The 20,464-nt window shown below is 64.8% G+C and carries 17 protein-coding genes; 5 read left to right on the top strand and 12 right to left on the bottom strand.

Translation table 11 applies throughout. The annotated features are described in order from the left end of the window. Positions 1-78: 78 nt before the first annotated feature. From D886_RS0107885 to D886_RS0107835, 11 genes are all read right to left on the bottom strand, one after another. A complete protein-coding gene (locus D886_RS0107885) occupies positions 79-1,179 on the bottom strand; it encodes an LLM class flavin-dependent oxidoreductase (protein ID WP_027593386.1) in 1,101 nt (366 codons plus the stop codon). Positions 1,180-1,206: 27 nt separating this feature from the next. Next, positions 1,207-2,541, bottom strand: a complete 1,335-nt coding sequence (locus tag D886_RS0107880; protein ID WP_027593385.1) for an LLM class flavin-dependent oxidoreductase — start codon at positions 2,539-2,541, stop codon at positions 1,207-1,209. A 281-nt stretch (positions 2,542-2,822) separates the two neighbouring features. Further along, positions 2,823-4,439 (bottom strand): ABC transporter ATP-binding protein, encoded by a 1,617-nt coding sequence (locus D886_RS0107875; RefSeq protein WP_027593384.1) that lies wholly within the window; start codon positions 4,437-4,439, stop codon positions 2,823-2,825. Next, a complete protein-coding gene (locus tag D886_RS0107870; RefSeq protein WP_027593383.1) occupies positions 4,436-5,326 on the bottom strand; it encodes an ABC transporter permease in 891 nt (296 codons plus the stop codon). The genes D886_RS0107875 and D886_RS0107870 overlap by 4 nt, the downstream gene beginning before the upstream one ends. Positions 5,327-5,328: 2 nt before the next feature. Then, positions 5,329-6,279 (bottom strand): ABC transporter permease, encoded by a 951-nt coding sequence (locus D886_RS0107865; RefSeq protein WP_027593382.1) that lies wholly within the window; start codon positions 6,277-6,279, stop codon positions 5,329-5,331. After that, on the bottom strand, positions 6,276-7,901 hold the full coding sequence (locus tag D886_RS0107860) for an ABC transporter substrate-binding protein (RefSeq protein WP_033694019.1): 1,626 nt from the start codon (positions 7,899-7,901) through the stop codon (positions 6,276-6,278). Before D886_RS0107860 ends, D886_RS0107865 begins: the two co-directional genes overlap by 4 nt. A 145-nt stretch (positions 7,902-8,046) precedes the next feature. Further along, the gene (locus D886_RS0107855) at positions 8,047-8,841 is read right to left on the bottom strand and encodes a class II aldolase/adducin family protein (RefSeq protein WP_027593380.1); all 795 of its coding nucleotides are present in this window, start codon (positions 8,839-8,841) and stop codon (positions 8,047-8,049) included. A gap of 21 nt (positions 8,842-8,862) precedes the next feature. Beyond that, a complete protein-coding gene (locus tag D886_RS0107850) occupies positions 8,863-9,807 on the bottom strand; it encodes a D-isomer specific 2-hydroxyacid dehydrogenase family protein (RefSeq protein ID WP_027593379.1) in 945 nt (314 codons plus the stop codon). Continuing rightward, complete coding sequence (locus tag D886_RS0107845; protein WP_027593378.1) at positions 9,804-10,940, bottom strand: acyl-CoA dehydrogenase family protein; 1,137 nt, start codon at positions 10,938-10,940, stop codon at positions 9,804-9,806. Before D886_RS0107845 ends, D886_RS0107850 begins: the two co-directional genes overlap by 4 nt. A gap of 134 nt (positions 10,941-11,074) precedes the next feature. Next, positions 11,075-11,989: a LysR family transcriptional regulator gene (locus D886_RS0107840; RefSeq protein WP_027593377.1), complete on the bottom strand. Its 915-nt coding sequence runs from the start codon at positions 11,987-11,989 to the stop codon at positions 11,075-11,077. A 97-nt stretch (positions 11,990-12,086) separates the two neighbouring features. Beyond that, entirely contained in the window at positions 12,087-13,133 is a 1,047-nt protein-coding gene (locus D886_RS0107835) for a LacI family DNA-binding transcriptional regulator (RefSeq protein ID WP_027593376.1), read from the bottom strand. A gap of 260 nt (positions 13,134-13,393) precedes the next feature. Here D886_RS0107835 and D886_RS0107830 point away from each other — a divergent pair, with 260 nt between their 5' ends. From D886_RS0107830 to D886_RS0107815, 4 genes are all read left to right on the top strand, one after another. Further along, a complete protein-coding gene (locus D886_RS0107830; protein WP_033694018.1) occupies positions 13,394-15,601 on the top strand; it encodes a TonB-dependent receptor in 2,208 nt (735 codons plus the stop codon). A gap of 154 nt (positions 15,602-15,755) precedes the next feature. After that, complete coding sequence (locus D886_RS0107825; protein WP_027593374.1) at positions 15,756-17,090, top strand: LLM class flavin-dependent oxidoreductase; 1,335 nt, start codon at positions 15,756-15,758, stop codon at positions 17,088-17,090. Next, positions 17,087-18,130, top strand: a complete 1,044-nt coding sequence (gene mgrA / locus D886_RS0107820) for an L-glyceraldehyde 3-phosphate reductase (protein ID WP_027593373.1) — start codon at positions 17,087-17,089, stop codon at positions 18,128-18,130. The genes D886_RS0107825 and mgrA overlap by 4 nt, the downstream gene beginning before the upstream one ends. Before the next feature lie 3 nt (positions 18,131-18,133). Beyond that, entirely contained in the window at positions 18,134-19,063 is a 930-nt protein-coding gene (locus D886_RS0107815; protein ID WP_027593372.1) for an aliphatic sulfonate ABC transporter substrate-binding protein, read from the top strand. Positions 19,064-19,212: 149 nt separating this feature from the next. Here D886_RS0107815 and D886_RS0107810 read toward each other — a convergent pair whose 3' ends face one another. Then, on the bottom strand, positions 19,213-19,692 hold the full coding sequence (locus D886_RS0107810; RefSeq protein ID WP_027593371.1) for a GNAT family N-acetyltransferase: 480 nt from the start codon (positions 19,690-19,692) through the stop codon (positions 19,213-19,215). 125 nt (positions 19,693-19,817) lie between these two features. On the opposite strand from D886_RS0107810, the gene D886_RS0107805 reads away from it, so the two are divergent. Further along, entirely contained in the window at positions 19,818-20,447 is a 630-nt protein-coding gene (locus tag D886_RS0107805; RefSeq protein ID WP_027593370.1) for a LysE family translocator, read from the top strand. Positions 20,448-20,464: the final 17 nt, after the last annotated feature.

The following is a 20,464-nucleotide window of genomic DNA, read 5'->3' as shown; positions in this document are numbered from 1 at the left end:
GGTGCATGTCTGAGGTGTTGCAGGGCCGGTGAGATCGGCGACGCTCGGTCTCACCGGCATTAGAGGCATCAAGGTGTACTAAGCCGTCCGCGCGCTACGCCCAGCCTCCCGCTGCGCCACCAACCCGCGAATCCGCGGAATCAGTTCCTGGCCATACTCCACCGCATCGCGCAACTGATCGAACCCGCGGAACAGGAAGGTGCTAACCCCCAGTTCGTAGTACGCCAGCGCGGCCTCAGCCACTTGGTCCGCCGTCCCTACCAGCGACGTCGAGTTGCCCGCACCGCCGCCCAACGCGGCAATCTCGGTCCACAGCCGGGTGTCATGCACCTTGCGCTGGCTGGCCAACTGCACCAGGCGCTCTGAGCCGGCGTTGCTCTTGCCGAAGTTCTTTTCGCGGCGGTTGCCCTGGCGGATGCCGATGCGCGTCTGGGCATCGGCCAGAATGCGCTCGGCACGGTCCCAGGCTTGCTCCTCGGTAGCCCCCAGGATCGGCCGCAGCGACAGGCTGAAGCGGATGTGCTTTTCACGCCCATAACGGGCTGCAGCCTTGCGCACCTTGGCAATACGCTCGCGCACCTGCTCCAGCGGTTCGCCCCACATCATGTACACATCGGCATGCTTGGCGGCCACTTCGACGGCTGCATCCGAAGCACCGGAGAAGTAGATGGGCAGCTGCTGCACGGGCTTGACCAGGGTCAGGTTGTCTTCGACCCGGTAGTGCGTGCCGTTATGGTCGAACGGTTCGGTGCGGGTCCAGGTGTCGCGCAGCACCTGCAGGTACTCGTCGGTACGGGCATAGCGGGCGTCCTTGTCGAGGAAGTCGCCGTCGCGCTGCAGGTCGCCGCTGTCGCCGCCGGTGATGACGTTGATCGAGGCGCGACCACGGCTCAACTGGTCAAGGGTGGCGAACTGGCGAGCGGCGAAGGTCGGGGCCTGAAAGCCCGGGCGGTGCGCGACCAGCAGGCCGATGCGCTCGGTCAATGCGGCGACGTAGCTGGCCAGGATCAGCGAGTCGGGTGCGCTGGTGTTGACCGCCAGCAGCGCCTTGTCGAAGCCGCCGTACTCCTGGGCTTGGGAAAATGCCTTGATGAAGTCAAGGTCGACCAGCGGGCCGCGTGGTGCCTGTGATTCGCTACCTTCCTGGGGGCCGATGAGGCCAATGAATTCGAGGCTCATGGAACAGAACTCCTTGTTGGGGTGGGCTCAGGCAACGGCCGGCTGGGTGCGGCGCTGGGTGTTGCGGTTTTCCGGCACGCTGAGGCCAAAGTTGTCACGCAGGGTGGTGCCGGTGTACGCGCTGCGCACCAGGCCACGGGCCTGCAGCAGCGGCACCACCTGCTCGGTGAAGGACTGCAGGCCGTCGGGGAGCAGCGCGTTGATGATGAAACCGTCGGCGGCGCCCTGTTCGAACCAGTGCTGCAGGGCATCGGCCACCTGTGCCGGGGTGCCGACGAAGTCGCGGCGGGGGCGCGAGAAGCGCAGCGCCAATTCGCGCAGGGTCAGGCCTTCGTCGCGGGCCAGTTGCTTGAGCTGGTCCGAGGTGCCCTTGTGGCTGTCGTTGCCTAAAGTGCCGAGGTCGGGGAAGGGCGCGTCCAGGTCATGCTGGCTGAAGTCGTAGTCGTTGAACGGGCGGCCAAGGGCAACCAGTGCGTCCTCGATGCTCACCAGGTCCACGGCCTGCTGGTAGCGCTGCTCGACTTCCTCGGCGTCACGGCCAACGATAGGGCGGATGCCGGGCAGGATGAACAGCGCGTCGGGGTTGCGACCATGGCGTGAGGCGCGTTGCTTGAGGTCTTGGTAATAGGCATGGGCGTCGTCGAACGACTCGGGGCTGACGAAGAGGGCGTCGGCGTTCTGTGCCGCGAAATTGCGACCTTCTTCTGACACGCCCGCCTGGAAGATCAGCGGTTGCCCCTGCGGTGAACGTTGGATGTTCAGCGGGCCCTTGACCTTGAAGAACTCGCCCTGGTGGCCCAAGGTGTGCAGCTTGGCCGGGTCGAAGAACTGCCCGCTTTTTTTGTCACGGGTGAAGGCATCGTCTTCCCACGAGTCCCACAAGCCCTTGACCACGTCCACGTGCTCGCGAGCGATTCTGTAGCGCACAGCATGGGGCGGGTGTTCGGCCTTGCCGAAATTGTCGGCGGTGCCCGAAAGCCACGAAGTGACTACGTTCCAGCCGGCGCGCCCGCCGCTGATCAGGTCCAGCGAGGCGAACTGGCGCGCTACCTGGAACGGCTCGGTGTAGCTGACGGTGACCGTGGCCACCAGGCCGATGTGCTCGGTCACCGCAGCCAACGCCGAGAGGATGGTCAGCGGCTCGAAACGGTTGAGGTAGTGAGGGCTGGAGCGGGCGTGGATGTGCAGGCTGTCGGCGATGAAGGCGAAGTCGAACTTCGCTGCCTCGGCCAACTTCGCCTGCTGTTTGTAGAAACCAAAATTGACGCTGGCATCGGCAAGCGCCTGAGGGTGGCGCCATTCGCCCCAGCCGTGGCCGACGCCATGGATCATGGCGCCCAGGCGGATCTGTCGTTTGCTCATGGGAATACCTGTGGGTTGTGCTGCAAATGGAATCGATACCGCCATGCGTCACCGCGCGCGGGAGCGCCGGTGAAGCAGGGTGGGTGATAGGGAAGGGTCATGCGTGCAAGGCTCCTGGCGTGGTCGTGGTGGACGGCCTCCGCCAGGAATGGGGTCGGTCTGGAGTGACCTTAGCGGGTATGGGGTGAGGTTGTGAAAGGCTTTGTGGTTCTATGCTAATTATGTTTTTTAGTTATTTATTGATATTGTATAAATGCAAATAAATAATATTGAGTCATGACTTATGCGGCGGCTCTGTGCCCAGGGATGGCCGCGATCAGTTCACGGGTATAGTCACTCGTTGGCCGATCGAACACCGCGTCTACCGTACCTTGCTCCACCACCTGCCCTTGGCGCAGCACCAGTACGTGGTCCGCCATGCTCGCCACCACTGCCAGGTCATGGGACACCAGCACATAGGCGATCCCCAGTTCGCGTTGCAATTCATCCAGCAGCGCCAGGATCTGCGCCTGCACCGAGACATCCAGTGCACTGACCGGCTCGTCGAGCAACAGCAGCTCGGGTTGCAGGGCCAATGCCCGGGCAATGGCCACGCGCTGGCGCTGGCCACCGGACAGCTCGCGGGGCAGGCGGTCCAGGTAGCTGACGGGCAGGTGCACGCGTTCGATCAGCTCACGGGCCGCCTGTTCCAGCGCGGGGCCTTTGAGCAGGCCGAACGACACCAGGGGCTCGACGATGCTGTCGAACACCGTGAAACGGGGGTCAAGGGCCGCGAACGGGTTTTGCTGGACCAGCTGCATGCGCCGGCGCAAGGGCCGAAATGCCCGCCAGCCAAGGCCGGTAACGTCTACCTGGTCGAACAGAATGCGGCCTTGGCTGGGCGCCTCCAGGCCAAGCGCGATGCGCAGGGTGGTGCTCTTGCCAGAGCCGGACTCGCCGACGATGGCCAGGGTCTGGCCTGGGTGCACCTGCAGGCTGAGGCCCTGCAGGGCGACGAAGCGGTTGTCCTGGCCCTTTGTCTTCGGCAACCCGAATGTCTTGCCGATACCCTCTAGGCTCAGGATCGGTTGCGTACCTGGCGTCAACGGCCGTGGTCGGCGGCGATGGCTAAAGGCGGGCGCTGCAGCAAGCAAGTCACGCGTATAGGGGTGCTGTGGTGCCTGGACCACCAGGCGAGGCGGGCCTTGCTCGACCAGCTCACCTTGTTTCATCACCAGCAAGCGGTCGGCGCGGTCGGTGGCCACGCCCAGGTCATGGGTGATGATCAGCAGCGAGATGCCCCGTTCGGCCACCAGCCGTTGCAAGTGATCGAGGATCTTGCGTTGCACCGTCACGTCCAGTGCGCTGGTGGGTTCGTCGGCGATGATCAGGCGTGGGTTGCCGGCCAGGGCTATGGCGATCAGTACCCGTTGGCGCATGCCGCCCGACAGTTCGTGCGGGTATTGGCGGGCGCGCAGGGCCGGCTGGTCCAGGCCGACCTGGCCCAGCAGCGCCAGCACATCGGCGTCGAGGCTGCGGTAGCGGCGGCCGTGGGCCAGGGCCAGTGCTTCGCCGATCTGCTGGCCAACGCGCAGTGTCGGGTTGAGGCTGACCATCGGGTCCTGGGGTACCAGGCCGAGGGTACGGCCGCGCAGGTGGCGCTTCTGCCGTTCGCTGGCGTGCGCCACCTCGATGCCATCGACCCACAGTTGGCCGCCATCGACTCGGGCAGTGCCCGGCAGCAAGCCAAGCAGCGCGTTGGCCAAGGTCGACTTGCCCGAACCGGACTCACCGACGATGGCCACGGTCTCGCCCTGGGCCATGGAGAACGACAGGTGTTTGACTGCCTGGGTGGTATGGCCGCCAGCGTGGTAGCTGACGCTGAGGTCGCGCACGGCGATCAGGGGGTGTTGGCTCATCGATGGTGCTCCTCGAAGGTACGGGCGAGATGGTTTAGGCTGAACACCACGGCGACCACGAACAGGCCCGGTAGCAGCGACACCCACGGGGCAGTGATCAGAAAGTGGCGGCCGTTGGCGATCAGCGTGCCCCATTCTGCTGCCGGGGGCGCCGCGCCAAAGCCGAGGAAGCTCAGGCCGGCGGTGGCCAGGATCGCGGCGCCGAAGTCCAACGTGGCAAGCACCGCGACCGGCCCCCAGGCGTTGGGCAGGATGTGCCGCAGCAAGGTGCGGCACCAACTGGCGCCCCCCAGGCGCGCGGCTTCGACATAGGGCAAGGTCTTGACCCGCAGCACCTCGGCGCGGGTGGTGCGGGCAAAGCCCGGGATGATGCCCACGCCGACGGCGATCGCCACAGGCACCGTACCGAAGCCGACGGCGGTGACAATCGCCAGAGCCAGCAGCAGGCCAGGCAGGGCAAGCAGCACATCGATCACACGCATCAGCGCCGCGTCGACTCGCCCTCCGGCAAACCCCGCCAACACACCCAAACCAAGGCCACCGGCCAGGGCGATGCCCACCGCCAGCAGTGCTGCTTGCACCGACAGGCTGGCGCCGTATACCACGCGGGTATACAAGTCGCGGCCCAGTTCGTCGGTACCGAACCAGTGCGCGGCACCGGGCGCGGTCAGCTTGGCCGCAGGCGAGGTGGCATAGGGGTCGAAATGGGTCAGCCACTGCGGCACCACGGCGGCGGCCAGCGCAAACAGCACCACCAGTAGCGCCAGGGCGAAACCTGGGCGCGATAACAAAGGCGCCACGGCCTGGCCCAAGCGCTGCACGCGGGTGCGGCGCTTCCAGGGCGTGGCGGGTGCGGCGGCACGGAACGGGCGGGTATCGGTGGTCATGGTCAGGTCACCTTCGTGGCATGCGTGATGCGGGGGTCAAGGTAGGGGTAGAGCAGGTCGACGATCAGGTTGACCAGCACGAAGGCCGCCGCCGATACCGCGACGATCGCCAGCACCACCGGGATGTCCTGGCGCAACACCGCTTCCTGGGCCAGCCGACCGACACCGTTGCGCGAGAAGATGGTCTCGACCAGCACGGCGCCGGACACGGTATTGCCCACTTGCAGGCCCACCAGGGTAAGAATCGGCAGGGCCGCGTTGCGCAGCGCGTGCCGGGCCTGCACCTGGGCGCGGCTCAGCCCCTTGGCGAACGCCGTGGCGATGTAGGGCTCGTGCCACACGCCTTGGAAACCGCGTTGCAGCACCTGGGCATAGACTGCGGCGCTGGGGATGGCCAGGGTCACGGCCGGCAGCACCAGGCTGGCGAAGCCTTGGCTGCCGGTGGCCGGGAACCAGCCCAGGCCGAAGGCGAAGACCTGGATCAGCAGCAGCCCCATCCAGAACACCGGCACCGAGAACCCCAGTGAAGGCACGCGCGACAGCGCCACCTTCAGCGGCCGCCATTGCAGGTACGCGGTAAGGTAGGCCAGGCCAATACCCGCCAGCAACGACAGCACGATGGCCAGGCCGGCCAGTGACAAGGTCTGCGGCAGGCGCTCTGCAAGTAGCTCAGTCACCGGCCTGTTCAGCGACAGCGAACGGCCCAGGTCGCCTTGCAGCGCGCGCCACAGCAAGTCGAAGTACTGCTCGAAAATCCCCTGGTCCAGCCCGTAGTAGGCGCGCGCCTTGGCCAGGTCTTCGGGTGACAGGCCGTCGGCCTCCATGCCCGAGGCGCTGAGCATAATCGCCAAGGTGTCCCCTGGCAGCAGGTAGAGGATGAAGTAGGTAATGGTGTAGGCCCCCCACAGCACCAGCAGCGCCTGGCCGATGCGCCCAATCAGGTAGCGGTTCATGGCTGGGCGACCTGGATATCGCTGAGGAACGCAAAGCCCTCGGCGGTCCAGCGGAAGTCCTTGACCCTGGGCGCGGTGGCGGCCTGCCAGACACGCTCGTACAACGGGAACGCCGAGGCCTGGTCGATGAGCAGGTCCTGCAGTTGGCCGTAGGCCTGGGCACGCTGAGCGTCGTGGGTGGCGGTAATGCCATCGTCGAACAGCGCCTGGGCCTGGGTCAGGGTCTGGGGCTCATAGGTATTGGTGGCGAGGGTGGCACTGTTGGCGGCGCGCGGGTCGAGGATGGTCTGGAGGATGATCGGGTCGGCGCGGGTCATGTAGGTGGAGGTGAGGTCGTAGTTACCCGACGCATTGCCTGCGACCCATTCGGCGCGGGTCAGTACATTGAGCTTGAGGTCGATGCCCACCTTGCGCAGTTGGTCCTGGATCAGCACGTCGCCAGCGCTTTCGGCCGGCGTTAGGTTGTAGCGCAAGGTCAGGCGCTTGCCATTCTTGTGCCGATAGCCATCATCGCCCTTGCTCCAGCCGGCGGCGTCGAGCAAGCGCTCTGCGCCTTGTGGGTCGTAGGCGAGCTTGTCGGCCTGGGCCTTGAAATACGGGGTGGTGATGTCATAAACCCCGGACACCACCGGGAACTCGGCGTTGTAGACGGTGTGGGCGTAGCTGGTACGGTCGATGGCTTTCTGCAAGGCCAGGCGTACCTGGCGATCACCCAGCAGCCGGTCGTTGCGGGTGTTGGGGTAAAGGTTCAGCGCCGGGCCTGGCAGCGAGCGGCTCTGAATGGTCGCACCCTTGGCCTGGAACAGCTTCAGGTCGACTTCGGAGAAGGGGTTGCGCGGCCAGAGGATGTCGGCCTTGCCCTGCAGGAACAGGCCGTTGCGCACGCTTTCTTCGGGGATATAGCTGATGTCCACGGCATCCAGGTGGGCCGCGCCGGGGTTTTTCACGTTGGCCGAGGCCCAGGCGTAGTCAGGGCGTTTCACCAGGCGTGCGCCGACTTCCGGGGTGTAGTGCTCAAGTACGAATGGGCCAGTGCCGATGATCTTGCCCAGCGAACGCTCTTGGGCGCTGAGTGCGTAGGACGCGGGCGCCAGGATGGCCAGGTTGGTGGTCGAGGTGGCCTGCAGGAAACCGGCATTGGGGCGGGCAAGCACCAGGCGCACGGTGAAGTCGTCGACCACGTCGGCGTGGTCGTAGCCCGCGAGGTAGGTCGCGCCGAAGGTGGCGGGCAACTGCGTGGCGAAGGCTTTGTTGGTGTCAAAGGCCGTTTTCACGGCGTGGGCGTCGAAGCGCTCGCCGTTGCTGAAGCTGACGTCCTGGCGCAGGTGGAAGGTGTAGGTGAGGGCGTCATCGCTGACTTCCCAGCTTTTTGCCAGCCACGGGATGATGCGGCCGCTGTCCGGGTCCTGGTCGGTGAGGGACTCGGCGACATTGCGCAGCAGCACACGGTGTTCGAGCCAGTAGACCTGGAAGGGGTCGACGCTGACCAGGGTGGTGTTGTCGCCCCAGAAAGCGATGTTGAGGGTTTTGCTGGTGTCCTCGGTGGCGGGGGAGCAGCCGGCGAGGGCCAGCACCAGGGCGCAGGTGCTAAGCAAGTGGCGGGCACGGGGGAGTGGCGGCATGGGGCGTTCCTTCTGATGTAATTGGGTTGCCGGGGCTGGCCTCTTCGCGGGCAAGCCCGCTCCTACAGGTACTGCGGTGTACCTGATGGATGTGGGAGCGGGCTTGCCCGCGAAGAGGCCAGCCCAAGCAGCAGCGGTCTGCCAGTCAGTCCTGGTAGTCACGCCCCTCACGGTCCAATTGGCGGATCAGCGCATCCCAATGCCGCTGAATCCCTTCGCCAAGCCCGTCGGAAAACCGTTTGGACTGCTCGTGCACCTTGGCAATCGCCGCCGGTGCCGCATGCAGCAACTGGTCATTGCCGCCGGCCTGCGCCGCCACCTGGATGTTGCACGCCCGCTCCAGCCCATGCAGCTCGCGGAACGCATGCTCGACGCTGACCCCGCCGGTCAGCAGGCCGTGGTTGCGCAGGATCAGGATGTTGCTGTCACCCAGGTTGGCAACCAGGCGCTGTTGCTCGTCCAGGTCCAGGGCGACGCCTTCGTAGTCGTGGTAAACCACCCGGCTGTAGTAGGCCAGCGCGTGCTGGGAGATCGGTAGCAGGCCATCCCGCTGGGCCGACACGGCGGCGCCGTCGCGGGTGTGGGTGTGCAGCACCGCTTTGAGGTCGTGCCGCGCGCGGTGGATGGCGCTGTGGATGACGTAACCGGCCTGGTTGATGCCTAGCCCAAGTGGGTCGTCGATGATCGTGCCGTCGACATCCACCTTGACCAGGTTGGAGGCGGTGATTTCATCGAACAGCAAGCCAAAGGCGTTGATCAGGAAGTGCTCGTCTGGCCCGGGCACCCGCGCCGAAAAGTGCGTGTAGATGTGGTCGGTCCAGCGGAACAATGCCGCCAGGCGATAGGCGGCCGCCAGTTTGACCCGCACCTCCCATTCCTCGGCACTGACCCGCTGGCGAACGGTGTTTGTTTGTGGGGATACGACAGACAATGAACTCATGGTGTGCTCCAGAAGAGAAGGTCAGTAGCCACGCTGGATATCGACCAGGTTGCGCAGCGGCGCCTGCTCGCGATAGCGGGCGAAGTTGTCGAGGAAGGCGTCGAGCAGCGCGGGGTAGCCGTCCTCGGAAATCGCCGACGTGTGCGGCGACAGGAATACGCGGGGGTGGTGGTACAGCGGGTGGCCCGCCGGCAACGGTTCCGGGTCGGTGACATCGAGGCTGGCGCGGCCGATCAGCCCGCTGTCCAGTGCTTCGAGCAAGGCCTGCTGGTCCAGTAGGGCGCCGCGGGCGATGTTGATCAGGTGCAGGCCGGGCTTGGCCTGGGCCAGCACCTGGCGGTCGATCAGGCCACGTGTGGCTGGGGTCAGCGGTGCGGCGATGACCAGGTGATCGCTGCCTGCGAACAGGTGCTGCAGGCGCTCGACGCGCTCGACACCGGGCACTTCGGCAATCGGCTGCCCAGGGCGGTTCAGTGCCAGCACGCGCATGCCGAGCGCGGTGGCCTTGCGCGCCAGGCTCTGGCCAATGCTGCCGAAGCCGAAGATGCCCAACGTGCGGCCGCGCAACGGCGCCAAGGGCGTCAGGCGCCAGTCGGCGTCCTTCACCCACAGCCCCGGCAGTTGCTTGGCGGCGGCAAACACCAGGGCCAGGGCAAACTCTGCGACCTGCTCGGCGTTGGCTCCCTTGCCGCTGGTCACCGGCGGCCCCTGGAATACCCATTCGGGGTAGAAGTCGATGCCCGACGACACCACCTGCACCCAGCGCAGCGACCAGGGCCAGCCTGGCGGCGGGGTATCTACGCGGTTACCGCGAATATTGATCGGGCGCACGATGAACACATCGGCAGGCACATCCACGTGCAACTGGCCGGGGGCGAGGTCGATGACTTCGTGGTCGGGCAGGTGCTCGCGCAGGTAGTGGTTGGCCTGGGGGTCAAGCTGGCTGGCAATGATCGAGTGGCTCATGCTGCCACCTCCGCCAGTGCGCTGCGCCCGACCTGGGCCAGCACCACATCGTCCTGGGGCGTGTGGATGCGGCTGCACAGCACGTCACGGTAGTGCCGCTCCAGCGGGTTGCGGCGGGACAGGCCAGGGTTGCCGGCAGCCTCGATGGCCAGCTCGACCGCCTGGATGGCGTTGCGGCTGACCAGGTGTTTGATCTGCCCGGCATGGCGCGGGTCAATGTGCCCGGCGACCGCCGAGTCCAGCAGGCTGCGGTTGGCGAACAGCAGGGTATCGATGCGCCCGACCACGTCCTGGAAGCGCGGCAGGCTCGCCAGCGATGCACCCAGGTTGGAGGGGGCGCGGTTGTTGAGAAACTGCACCAGCCAATCACGCGCAGCCTGGGCGACGCCGTCATAAAGGGCCGGCAGCAGCACTGACATCCACAGCAGGCCGGTGCCATCGAGTTCGGGCTGCGGCGCGCTGGCAGGGCTGACACTGACGGCGTGGTCCAGCGGGATCAGCACGTCGTCAAAGCGCACCTCGTGGCTGCAGGTGGCGCGCATGCCCAGGTGGTCCCAGTCTTCGACGATGCTGATGCCGGGCGTGTCTTTGTGCACCAGAAAACCACCGACCAGCGGGTCTTTATCGTCGCTGCGCGCCCACACCAGGTACCAGGTCAGGCCGTAGCTGCCGGTGGAGTAGATTTTGCGCCCAGACAGCCGCCAGCCTGCAGCGGTGCGCCGCGCCACGGTGGCCGGCAGGCCGCCACGGGCCGGCGTGCCCAGTTCGGGTTCGACACGAAAGGCGTTGATCAGCGCACCGTTGGCCACCGCGTCACGGGCGACCTGCAAGCGCAAGTGCTCGGGCCAGCGGGCTTCGTCCTGCAGGCGAAAGTGCTGCAGGTATTGCATGACCAGGATCAGCGCCGTGGAGGGGTCGCCCTTGCCAACGGCAGCAACCACCTGACGCGCAGTGGCCAGGTCGGCCCCGCCGCCACCCAAGGCGCGGGGCACGGTCAGGCTGAGCAGGCCGTGGCGGTGAAGCAAGCTGAAGTTGTCGGCGGGGAACTGACCGCTGCGGTCATAGCGCTCGGCGTTGGCGGCAAGGGCCTGGGTCAGCTCGGCAAGAGCAGCGGTGGATGGGGGGTGACTCATGGAGTATTCATCCCTGGAACACGGTGGGTTTCTAAGACCGTATTCGTCTGGATGAGCGCTGTAAAAGTCTTTTTAGTTCTATGCTAATTATTTGTTTGTAGAATTTAAAAAAACTCTACTATGCAAATATTTTATTATGTGTGGTCTCCTGCTGTGGGCGCGGCCTGCAGCCTGTTCCCGGCAATCTCACCAAACAGCTCCACCGGCTCCTGCAGGTTGCCCAGGTACCGTGGATGGAACAGCCACAAGTCCACCTGCGGTTTGAAATCCGTCACGTTGACCACATCCAGTGCATCCCGATGGCGGCTGCTCTGCAGCAGCGGCTCGGGCACCAAACCCAGCCCTTGCCCGTTGGCGACCAGGCCCAGTTGCAGGTCGGTGCCAAAGGTTTCCAGGTTGATCGACAGGCTTAGCCCTTGTTCGCTCAAGGCCCGCTGCAGCCCTGCACGAAAACCGCAGCCGTCGGGGTTGAGCACCCAGCCGCGGGTGTAACAATCCTTTAGCTTGTAACTGCGCTTGCTGGCGCTGCCCTTGGCGGCCACCACGCGCAGTGGCATACGCGCGATGGAGCGGCTGGTGATGCCCTCAGGGAAGATTTTGCCAGGCGGGAACAGCGCGGCAGCGGCGTCGAGTTCGCCGTTTTCCATGCGTGCGATCAGGCTGCTGCCCCAACCACTGGTGACTTGGGTGCGCAACACCGGGTAGGTGTCGCGAATCTGCGCCAGGGCGTCCAGCAGCACGACGTCCCCCAGGGTTTGCGGCACGCCCAGGCGCAACGTGCCTGACGGGGCGCCGTCATTGGCGACCAATTCACGCAGTGAGTCGATCTCCCGCAGGATCGCCTTGCACTGCTCATACACGCGCAGGCCCATTGGCGTTGGCTTCAGCGGTTTGGTGTTGCGGTCGAGCAGGGTGGCGCCGAGGTCTTCCTCGAAGTTCTGCACGCGACGGGTGATGGCCGGCTGGGTCAGTTGCAGGGCCTCGGCGGCGAGGTTGGTCGACTGGCAACGGATGACCGCCACGAAGGCGTCCATGTCATCGATTTTCATATTCGGCGCTCACATATTGGGGCTGTGGGACATACCTTGGAAGAATAATCCTCATTGTGCGGATTGTCACAGCGCCCGATGCATCAGTGCCTTGCCGTCAGGCGCTTTCGCGGGCTACCAGTTCACAGGCGAGCAGGTTCAACCGTTGCACTTCACCCTCATGCGCGATGGCGCCCAGGTGTTGCAGGACGCGCAAGGCCGCCACCTCGCCAATCTCCCGCGAGGGCGGCCGCAACGTGGTCAGGCTGGGCAGCAGCATGTCGGCGAAGGGGTAGTCGCCAAAGCCGACGATCGCCACGTCATCCGGTAGCCGCAGCCCCGCACGTTGGCCAGCCAACACGGCGCCGGCAGCCAGGTTGTCATTGGCAAAGATGATCGCCTCGGGGTGTGGCGTGCGGCGGATCAGCGCCTCCATTGCCTGTTTGCCTGCCTCGAACGGCGCGCAATCGGCGGAGGGCACGAATACCCAGGGTTCAAGACCGGCCTCGGCCAAGGCCTCGATGTACCCGTCACGCCGCTCCAACGCGCTCAGGTCGCCGGCCGCGCTGTTCTGTACGAAGGCGATGCGTCGATGCCCTTTTTCCAGCAAGTAGCGGCACGCCTGCACGCCGACTTGGTGATGCAGAAAACCGACCTGCAACGGCGCCCGCTCGGGGCGGTAATCCCAGATCTCGACCACGGGCACGTCAGCTTCGGCCAGCATCTTTTCAGTCGCCGGGCTGTGGAAATGGCTGGTGACCACCAGCGCCGCCGGCGACCAGCCGAGGAACGCACGCACCGCACTCTCTTCCTGTTCTTCGCTGAAGTAGCTGGACGCCAGCAGCAACTGATAGCCATGGCGGCTTAGGGTGTCGCTGAAGGCCTGGATGGTCTGGGCAAAGATCGGCCCCGAGATGTTCGGGATCACCATGCCGACAATACGCCCGCGCGCCGAGGCGAGGCCCCCGGCGACCAGGTTGGGAACGTAGCCCAGCGCCTGCACAGCGGCTTCTATGCGCTCGCGCAGAGGCGGTGAAACCTGTTCAGGCTGGTTGAAGTAACGCGACACGCTGATCGCCGATACGTCTGCCGCGCGCGCCACGTCGGCCAGGGTGGCGCGGCCTGCACCACGGCGCTTTCGGGGGGAATCCTTGGCTTGGCTCACAGGGTCGCCTCATCGGGAAATGGCGCGATGGTAGCGCTAACGCAATGGCGCCTGGCAAATAGCTTTATTGCATATCAATCTGACTTTTAAGTATTTGACGTGCTAAGCAGCGCCCTCTGATACTTGCTCATGTTAGCGCTAACAAGCGCTGCTGTTGGCAAGCGCCTGCCACTCGCACGAGCGAGACCAGACAACCACAGCACCCTCCGTGTCGGCCCGTGAACGTGGGCCTGGTCTGGTCCCATAAGGCAGTGAGCAGCATGCAGACAACTCCGTTTCCTACTACACAACGCCGGCCGCTGGCAGCGGCCATTTTGTTGGCCGCGTTCGGCCAGGGCGCCCAGGCTGCCGAACCTGCCGAGAGCGCGCCGCAAGCGACGGCCCTCGGCGCGGTGACGGTCACGGCCACACGCCGTGAAGCCAGCCTGCAGGAAGTCCCGGTGGCGGTTTCGGTGATCGATGGCGAGCAGCTCGAACGTGACAACCGCAACAACGTGGCCAGCATTGTCCAGCAGGTGCCGACACTCAACTACCGGGCAGGCGCCTCGAACAAGGACACCTCGCTGTTCATCCGGGGCGTAGGCACCATTTCGACCTCCCCAGGCGTCGAGCCCACCGTGGCTACCGTGGTCGATGGCGTGGTGTTCGGGCGGCCGGGCCAATCTACCCTCGACCTGCTCGACCTGGAGCGCATCGAAATGCTGCGTGGCCCGCAGGGCACGCTGTTCGGCAAGAACGCGTCGGCCGGCGTGCTGAACGTGGTCAGCAAGGCCATCCCCGAGCAAACCCGCGGCTACGTGGATTACTCGCACTTTGGCGGCGGCGATGAAAACCGCCTGCGCTTCGGCATTGGTGGGCGGCTCAGCGAACAGTTCAAGGGCTCGCTGAGCACCTTGTGGGGCGATTACGACGGCAATGTCGAAAACGTTGCCAATGGCCACGACGTCAATGGTTATCAGCGCAAAGGTGCCCGCGGCAAGCTGGAATTCGAACCCAACGAAGACCTGCGCCTGACCTTGATCGCTGACTACATGAAAGGTGAAGACACACTCCCCAGCGGTGTGATCACAAGCGCCAGTACAGCATTTGCCAACCAACTGCGCCCAGTCACCCCTAGCGCGCACAACCGCGATATCAACAGTGACTTCAAAACCCACGTCGAAGACGAGAACCAAGGCTTGTCGGCCCAGCTTGATTGGCAGCTGGGTGACTACACCCTGACCTCGATCAGCGCCTGGCGCGGCTGGGACAACACCCAGTACCAGGACGGCGACCGCCGTGCGTTGCTCCCCGTGACCGCGTCCCATGACAAGGGCACGGTGGACTACGACCAGTACAGCCAGGAGTTTCGCCTGACCTCGCCCAAAGGGCAGTTCAACGAGTACGTGCTCGGCGCCTTCTACATGCACGGCACGTCCAACGAAACCTACCAGCGCCTGTCGGTCAACGGCGGCGTGGCCAACACGGGGCGGGCAGATTACTCAACGACCAACGACAGCGTTGCGCTGTTCGGTGAGAACACCTTCAACTTCACCGACGACTTGCGCGCCATCTTCGGCCTGCGCTGGACCCACGACGACCTGGAGTACGACCACCGCCGGGTCTCCAGCTCGGCCACCGCGGTCACCGGCATCCAGCCTTCGACCGCCAGTTCCGGCTCGGTGGACGAGGACGGTTGGAGCGGGCGCACCGGCCTGCAATACGACTTCAACGACAACCTCACCGGCTACGTCACCTATTCGCGTGGCTACAAAGGCCCGGCCTACAACGTGTTCTTCAACATGCAGCCGCGCGACACCGGCGCCCTCAAGCCTGAAACCTCCGACGCTTATGAAGTCGGCCTGAAGAGCACGGCGCTGGACAACCGGCTGACCGCCAACCTGGCGGTGTTCCACACCGACTACGACGACTACCAGGCCAACTTCTTCGACACGGTGGCCAATCAGGTGGTAACGCGCTTGGTCAACGCCGGCAAGGTCAAGACCCAGGGCGTGGAACTGGATGCCAGTTTCCAGGCGACGTCGCAGCTGAAGTTGAGTACTGCCGTGGCCTACACCAAGGCCCGTGTCGACCACTTCAACTGCCCGGCAGGGGCCGCGGCCAACTGCAACATCGACGGTGGCCACCTGCCGTTTACCCCGGACTGGAAGACCTACGTGCGTGCCGACTACGTGATCCCGCTGGACAACGGCCTGGATGTCGAGCTTTCCAGCGACTACAGCTGGCAGGATTCGGTGCAGTTCAGCCTGGACCAGAACCCGGACACCGTGCAGGGCGCCTACGGCATCTGGAACGCCAGCATTGCCCTGGCCGACTACAACGACGGCTGGCGTGTGGCACTGCTGGGCAAAAACCTGGGTGACAAGTCGTATGCGCAGATGCTGGCCAGCGGTGGCGATTACATCTACCGCTCCGTACCACGCGACGACGGGCGCTACTTCGGCGTGCAGTTGCGCAAGGATTTTTGAGTCACTCGAATCCTGCGCATGACCTGTGTAGGAGCAGCCTTGTGCTGCGAAGAGGCCGGTACGGCTTATACAGAGGCTGTGGCGTTACAGGCCTCTTCGCAGCACAAGGCTGCTCCTACAAGAGCGCAGCGACAACCCCATCAAGGAGATCGACATGAGCCGTCAACTGAGCCTGGGCGCCTTCCTCATGGCCACCGGGCACCACGTGGCCGCCTGGCGCCACCCGGACGTACCGGCTGACCCCATGGACTTCAGCAGCTACCGCCGCGCCGCGCAGATCGCCGAAGCGGCTTGTTTCGACGCGTTGTTCGTCGCCGACAGCGTCGCCGCGCCCACCGACGCCCTGGCCAGCCACAGTGCACGCTCTACCTATTTCGAACCGCTTACCCTGTTGTCGGCGTTAAGTGCCGTTACCGAGCGCATCGGCCTGATCGCCACCGCCACCACCAGCTACAACGAGCCGTACCATGTAGCACGCAAGTTCGCCTCGCTCGATCACCTGTCCGGCGGCCGCGCTGGCTGGAACCTGGTCACCTCGGATGCGGCGGCCGAAGCGGGCAACTTCGGCCGCCAGGTGCATATCCCGCATGCCGAGCGTTACGCCCGAGCCCGGGAGTTTCAGCAGGTGGTACAGGGCCTGTGGGACAGCTGGGCTGACGACGCCTTCGTGCACGACAAGGCCGGTGGGCTGTTCCACCGTCCTGATGGGGTGCGTGCCCTGGATCACGCAGGCGAGCACTTTCGCGTGAAAGGCCCGCTGAACGTCGCCCGCTCGCCCCAGGGGCGGCCGGTGCTGGTTCAGGCGGGCTCCTCGGAAACCGGCCGCGAGCTGGCCGCGCACAGTGCCGAGGTGGTGTTTACCGCGCAACCGAGCCTGGCCCGCGCCCAGGCGTTCTACGCCGACCTCAAGGGCCGGCTGGCCGCTTACGGGCGGGGCGAGGATTCGCTGAAGATCATGCCTGGCGTGTTTGTGGTGGTTGGGCATAGCCAGGCTGAAGCCGAAGAGAAGTACCAGCAGTTTCAGGAACTGGTCGACCCGCGCGTCGGGGTTGGTTTGCTCGGGCGCATGCTCGGCAATTTCGACCTTTCCGGTTACCCACTCGACGGCCCGCTGCCCGAACTGCCGCCCACCGAAGATGGCCAGCGCAGCCGCCAGCAACTGCTCACCGAACTTGCCGGCAACCAGCAACTGACACTCGCCCAGCTTGGCCGGCGCATCGCCGGCGGGCGAGGGCACTACAGCCTGGTCGGCACCCCGGCCCACATCGCCGATGAACTGCAGGCCTGGTTCGAGGGCCGTGCCGCCGATGGCTTCAATGTGCTGGTGCCGCACCTGCCCCTGGGGCTGGAGGATTTCGCCAACCTGGTCGTGCCCGAGCTGCAGCGCCGCGGGCTGTTCCGCCGCCAGTACCAAGGCCGCACCCTGCGTGAACACCTGGGGCTGCAGCGCCCTGCCAATCCCTTCTTTACCGAACGAGGTCAACCATGAGCTACGCCGCCCACCCCGAGCGCTACGCGCGCATGCCTTATCGCCGTGTCGGCCGCAGCGGCCTGGTGTTGCCGGCCCTGTCCCTGGGCCTGTGGCACAACTTTGGTGATGCGACGCCTATCGATACCCAACGCGCGTTGCTGCGCACCGCATTCGATGCGGGCATCAACCACTTCGACCTGGCCAACAACTACGGCCCGCCCTACGGCAGCGCCGAGACCAACTTCGGCCGGCTGCTGCGTGAAGACCTGCGCAGCTACCGCGACGAACTGATCATATCGAGCAAGGCGGGCTGGGACATGTGGCCAGGGCCGTACGGGCAGGGCGGCAGTTCGCGCAAGTACCTGATCAGCAGCCTCGACCAGAGCCTGCAGCGCCTGGGCCTGGACTACGTCGACATCTTCTATTCGCACCGTTTCGATGCCGACACGCCGCTGGAGGAAACCGCCATTGCCCTGGCCGACATCGTGCGTCAGGGCAAGGCGCTGTATGTCGGCATTTCGTCCTATTCGGCGGGCAAGACGGCTGAGATTGCGGCGCTGCTGGCCGAGTTGAAGGTACCGCTGCTGATCCACCAGCCTTCGTACAACCTGTTCAACCGCTGGATCGAGCGTGACCTGCTGGCCACCACTGATGCGCTCGGGGCCGGGGTGATCGTGTTCACGGCGCTGGCCCAAGGCCTGCTCAGCGACAAGTACCTGAACGGCATTCCCACCGATGCCCGCGTCAACCGCGCCGGCGGTGGCTCGTTGCTGCCCCAGCACCTGTCGCCAGACAACATTGCCCGCGCCCGCGCCCTCAATGAAATCGCCCGGGGTCGAGGCCAGAGCTTGGCGCAACTGGCCCTGGCGTGGACCTTGCGCGACCCGCGCGTGAGTTCGGCACTGATTGGTGCAAGCCGGCCCGAGCAAATCATCGAGAACGTGGCCGCACTCGATAACCTGGCGTTCAGCCCCGAGGAGTTGGCGGCCATCGACCAATACGCCGTGGAAGGCGGAATCAACCTCTGGGAGAAACCCTCGACCGACTGGAAGGAATGACCCATGCGTGTGCTACGCCTTGCCGTCCTGTTACTGCTGAGCTTGGCCGGTGCTGCCCACGCGGCAGACCCTGCGACGTTGCGCATTGGCTATCAGAAGGGCTCGATCAGCCTGGTCCTGGCCAAGCAGCATCGCCTTCTGGAGCAGCGCTTTACTCACACCCAGGTTGAGTGGATCGAGTTTCCGGCCGGCCCGCAAATGCTAGAAGCCTTGAACATAGGCAGCCTCGACATCGGTTCGACCGGTGATATTCCGCCGATCTTCGCCCAGGCGGCCGGCGCCGACCTGCTGTACATCGGCGCTGAACCGCCCAAGCCGCAGGCCGAGGTGATTCTGGTACCGAAAGACAGCCCGGTGGCCAGCGTTGGCGACCTCAAGGGCAAACGGATTGCCCTGCAGAAAGGCTCGAGTGCGCACAACCTGTTGCTGCGCAGCCTGGCCAAGGCCGGGTTGAGCATCCGCGATGTGCAGCCGGTGTACCTGGCACCTGCCGATGCGCGTGCGGCGTTCGAGCGCGGCAGCGTGGACGCCTGGGCGATCTGGGACCCGTTCTATTCGGCCATCGACCTGGAGGGCAAGGCGCGGCTGTTGGCCGATGGCCAAGGGCTGGGCTTGATCGGGCCTTTCATGCTGGGGGCGCGTGAGTACGTCGAGGCCAACGGGGCGTTTGTCGGTCAGCTACTCGATGTGATCAGCCAGGCCGAGGCGCTTACGCGCAGTGACGAAGCCGGGAGCATCCAGTTACTTGCACAGTTCATGGGCTTGCCGGAGGCGGTGGTGCGGCGCAGCTTCAGCCATCGGCCGGCGTCGCCGGTGATACCGGTGAGCGATGAGATCGTGGCAGCGCAGCAGCGCACGGCGGAGCTGTTTTTCCAGAACAAGGTGCTGCCCAAGCGGGTGGATATTGCCGGGGCGGTGTGGCGACGGAACTGAGCCAAACACAACGTTCGGCTTTCATTGCCCTGGTAGGAGCAGCCTTGTGCTGCGAAGAGGCCGGTGTTGCCACACTATTTCTATGAGCCTTACCGGCCTCTTCGCAGCACAAGGCTGCTCCTACAGGGGGAATTCGGCGGTATTTGGGGTCAACCTTGGGCAAACGCCAACAACTTCTCGCCATCCAGCCGATATTTAACCCACTCAGCCTGCGCTTCGGCCCCCAGCGACTGGTAGAACCCGATCGCGGGTTCGTTCCAGTCCAGCACACTCCATTCCAGGCGCCCACAGCCGTTCTCCACGGCCTCGCGGGCAATGTGCCGCAGCAATGTGCGCCCGGCACCATCGCCGCGCTGCTCGGGCGTGACGTACAAGTCTTCCAGATAAATCCCGTTACGCCCCAGCCACGTCGAATAACTGTAGAAATACACGGCAAAACCGATCGCCTGGCCATCCCGCTCGCAGATCAGGCTGTGCACTGTACTGCCCTCGTCGAACAGGCTGCGCTCGATATCGGCAACCGAGGCGATCACCTCGTGGCGCGCACGTTCGTAGTCGGCAAGCTCGGTGATGAAGGCAAGAATCTGCGCGGCGTCGGTACGCACCGCGGGGCGGATAGTGAGGCTCATGGGGCGGGCTTCCTTGAACGGGATGAGAACAGTACAGTATTTGTATCTATTTAATTTAGCAAAACTGTACCGGTCGCAAGGCAGGGCGACTCCGTTAGTGTGACAGCACCAATAATGATTGTGGAATGCCTGCCATGCTTGCCTCTGCCGACCTGCTTACAGCGTTCGTGCTGTTTGCCTTCGTATCTTCCATCACCCCGGGGCCGAACAACACCATGCTGCTCGCCTCGGGTGTGAACTTCGGCGTGCGTCGCTCGATCCCGCACGCCATGGGCATCAGCATTGGCTTCATGGTCATGGTGCTGGCCGTCGGTTTGGGCCTGGGCGAGGTGTTCAAGGCGTGGCCGCCGTTGTACACCGTGCTGCGTTACACCGGCGCGGCCTACTTGCTGTACCTGGCGTGGAAAATCGCGACCTCGGGGCCAATCGGTACGGATTCGACCAAGGCCCGCAAGCCGCTGGGGTTCTGGGGCGCCGCCGCATTTCAGTGGGTCAACCCCAAGGCCTGGGTGATGGCGGTGGGGGCCATCACTACCTATACACCGGCCCAGGGCTACGTGATGAACGTGGTCGTCATCGCCGCGCTGTTCGCCCTGGTCAACCTGCCCAGCGTCGGGGTCTGGGTCATGTTTGGCAGCGCTTTGCGCAACCTGTTGCAGAACCCGCGCTGGCTGATGCTGTTCAATGTCCTGATGGCCTTACTGCTGGTGATTTCACTCTACCCGCTGCTGTTTGTAGAATCGGCGTTTTCATAGACCGATGAGTACAGCAA

Source organism: Pseudomonas sp. LAIL14HWK12:I7 (genome assembly GCF_000483465.1).
Lineage (GTDB): Bacteria > Pseudomonadota > Gammaproteobacteria > Pseudomonadales > Pseudomonadaceae > Aquipseudomonas > Aquipseudomonas kermanshahensis.
Note: the sequence above shows the minus strand (reverse complement) of the source record. Positions and strands in the feature narration are given on the sequence as shown.

Bases quoted from the DNA above. Each gene is read 5' to 3' on its own strand.
- D886_RS0107885 (WP_027593386.1), bottom strand. From the start codon at position 1,179: ATGAGCCTCGAATTCATTGGCCTCATCGGCCCCCAGGAAGGTAGCGAA.
- D886_RS0107880 (WP_027593385.1), bottom strand. From the start codon at position 2,541: ATGAGCAAACGACAGATCCGCCTGGGCGCCATGATCCATGGCGTCGGC.
- D886_RS0107875 (WP_027593384.1), bottom strand. From the start codon at position 4,439: ATGAGCCAACACCCCCTGATCGCCGTGCGCGACCTCAGCGTCAGCTAC.
- D886_RS0107870 (WP_027593383.1), bottom strand. From the start codon at position 5,326: ATGACCACCGATACCCGCCCGTTCCGTGCCGCCGCACCCGCCACGCCC.
- D886_RS0107865 (WP_027593382.1), bottom strand. From the start codon at position 6,279: ATGAACCGCTACCTGATTGGGCGCATCGGCCAGGCGCTGCTGGTGCTG.
- D886_RS0107860 (WP_033694019.1), bottom strand. From the start codon at position 7,901: ATGCCGCCACTCCCCCGTGCCCGCCACTTGCTTAGCACCTGCGCCCTG.
- D886_RS0107855 (WP_027593380.1), bottom strand. From the start codon at position 8,841: ATGAGTTCATTGTCTGTCGTATCCCCACAAACAAACACCGTTCGCCAG.
- D886_RS0107850 (WP_027593379.1), bottom strand. From the start codon at position 9,807: ATGAGCCACTCGATCATTGCCAGCCAGCTTGACCCCCAGGCCAACCAC.
- D886_RS0107845 (WP_027593378.1), bottom strand. From the start codon at position 10,940: ATGAGTCACCCCCCATCCACCGCTGCTCTTGCCGAGCTGACCCAGGCC.
- D886_RS0107840 (WP_027593377.1), bottom strand. From the start codon at position 11,989: ATGAAAATCGATGACATGGACGCCTTCGTGGCGGTCATCCGTTGCCAG.
- D886_RS0107830 (WP_033694018.1), top strand. From the start codon at position 13,394: ATGCAGACAACTCCGTTTCCTACTACACAACGCCGGCCGCTGGCAGCG.
- D886_RS0107825 (WP_027593374.1), top strand. From the start codon at position 15,756: ATGAGCCGTCAACTGAGCCTGGGCGCCTTCCTCATGGCCACCGGGCAC.
- mgrA (WP_027593373.1), top strand. From the start codon at position 17,087: ATGAGCTACGCCGCCCACCCCGAGCGCTACGCGCGCATGCCTTATCGC.
- D886_RS0107815 (WP_027593372.1), top strand. From the start codon at position 18,134: ATGCGTGTGCTACGCCTTGCCGTCCTGTTACTGCTGAGCTTGGCCGGT.
- D886_RS0107810 (WP_027593371.1), bottom strand. From the start codon at position 19,692: ATGAGCCTCACTATCCGCCCCGCGGTGCGTACCGACGCCGCGCAGATT.
- D886_RS0107805 (WP_027593370.1), top strand. From the start codon at position 19,818: ATGCCTGCCATGCTTGCCTCTGCCGACCTGCTTACAGCGTTCGTGCTG.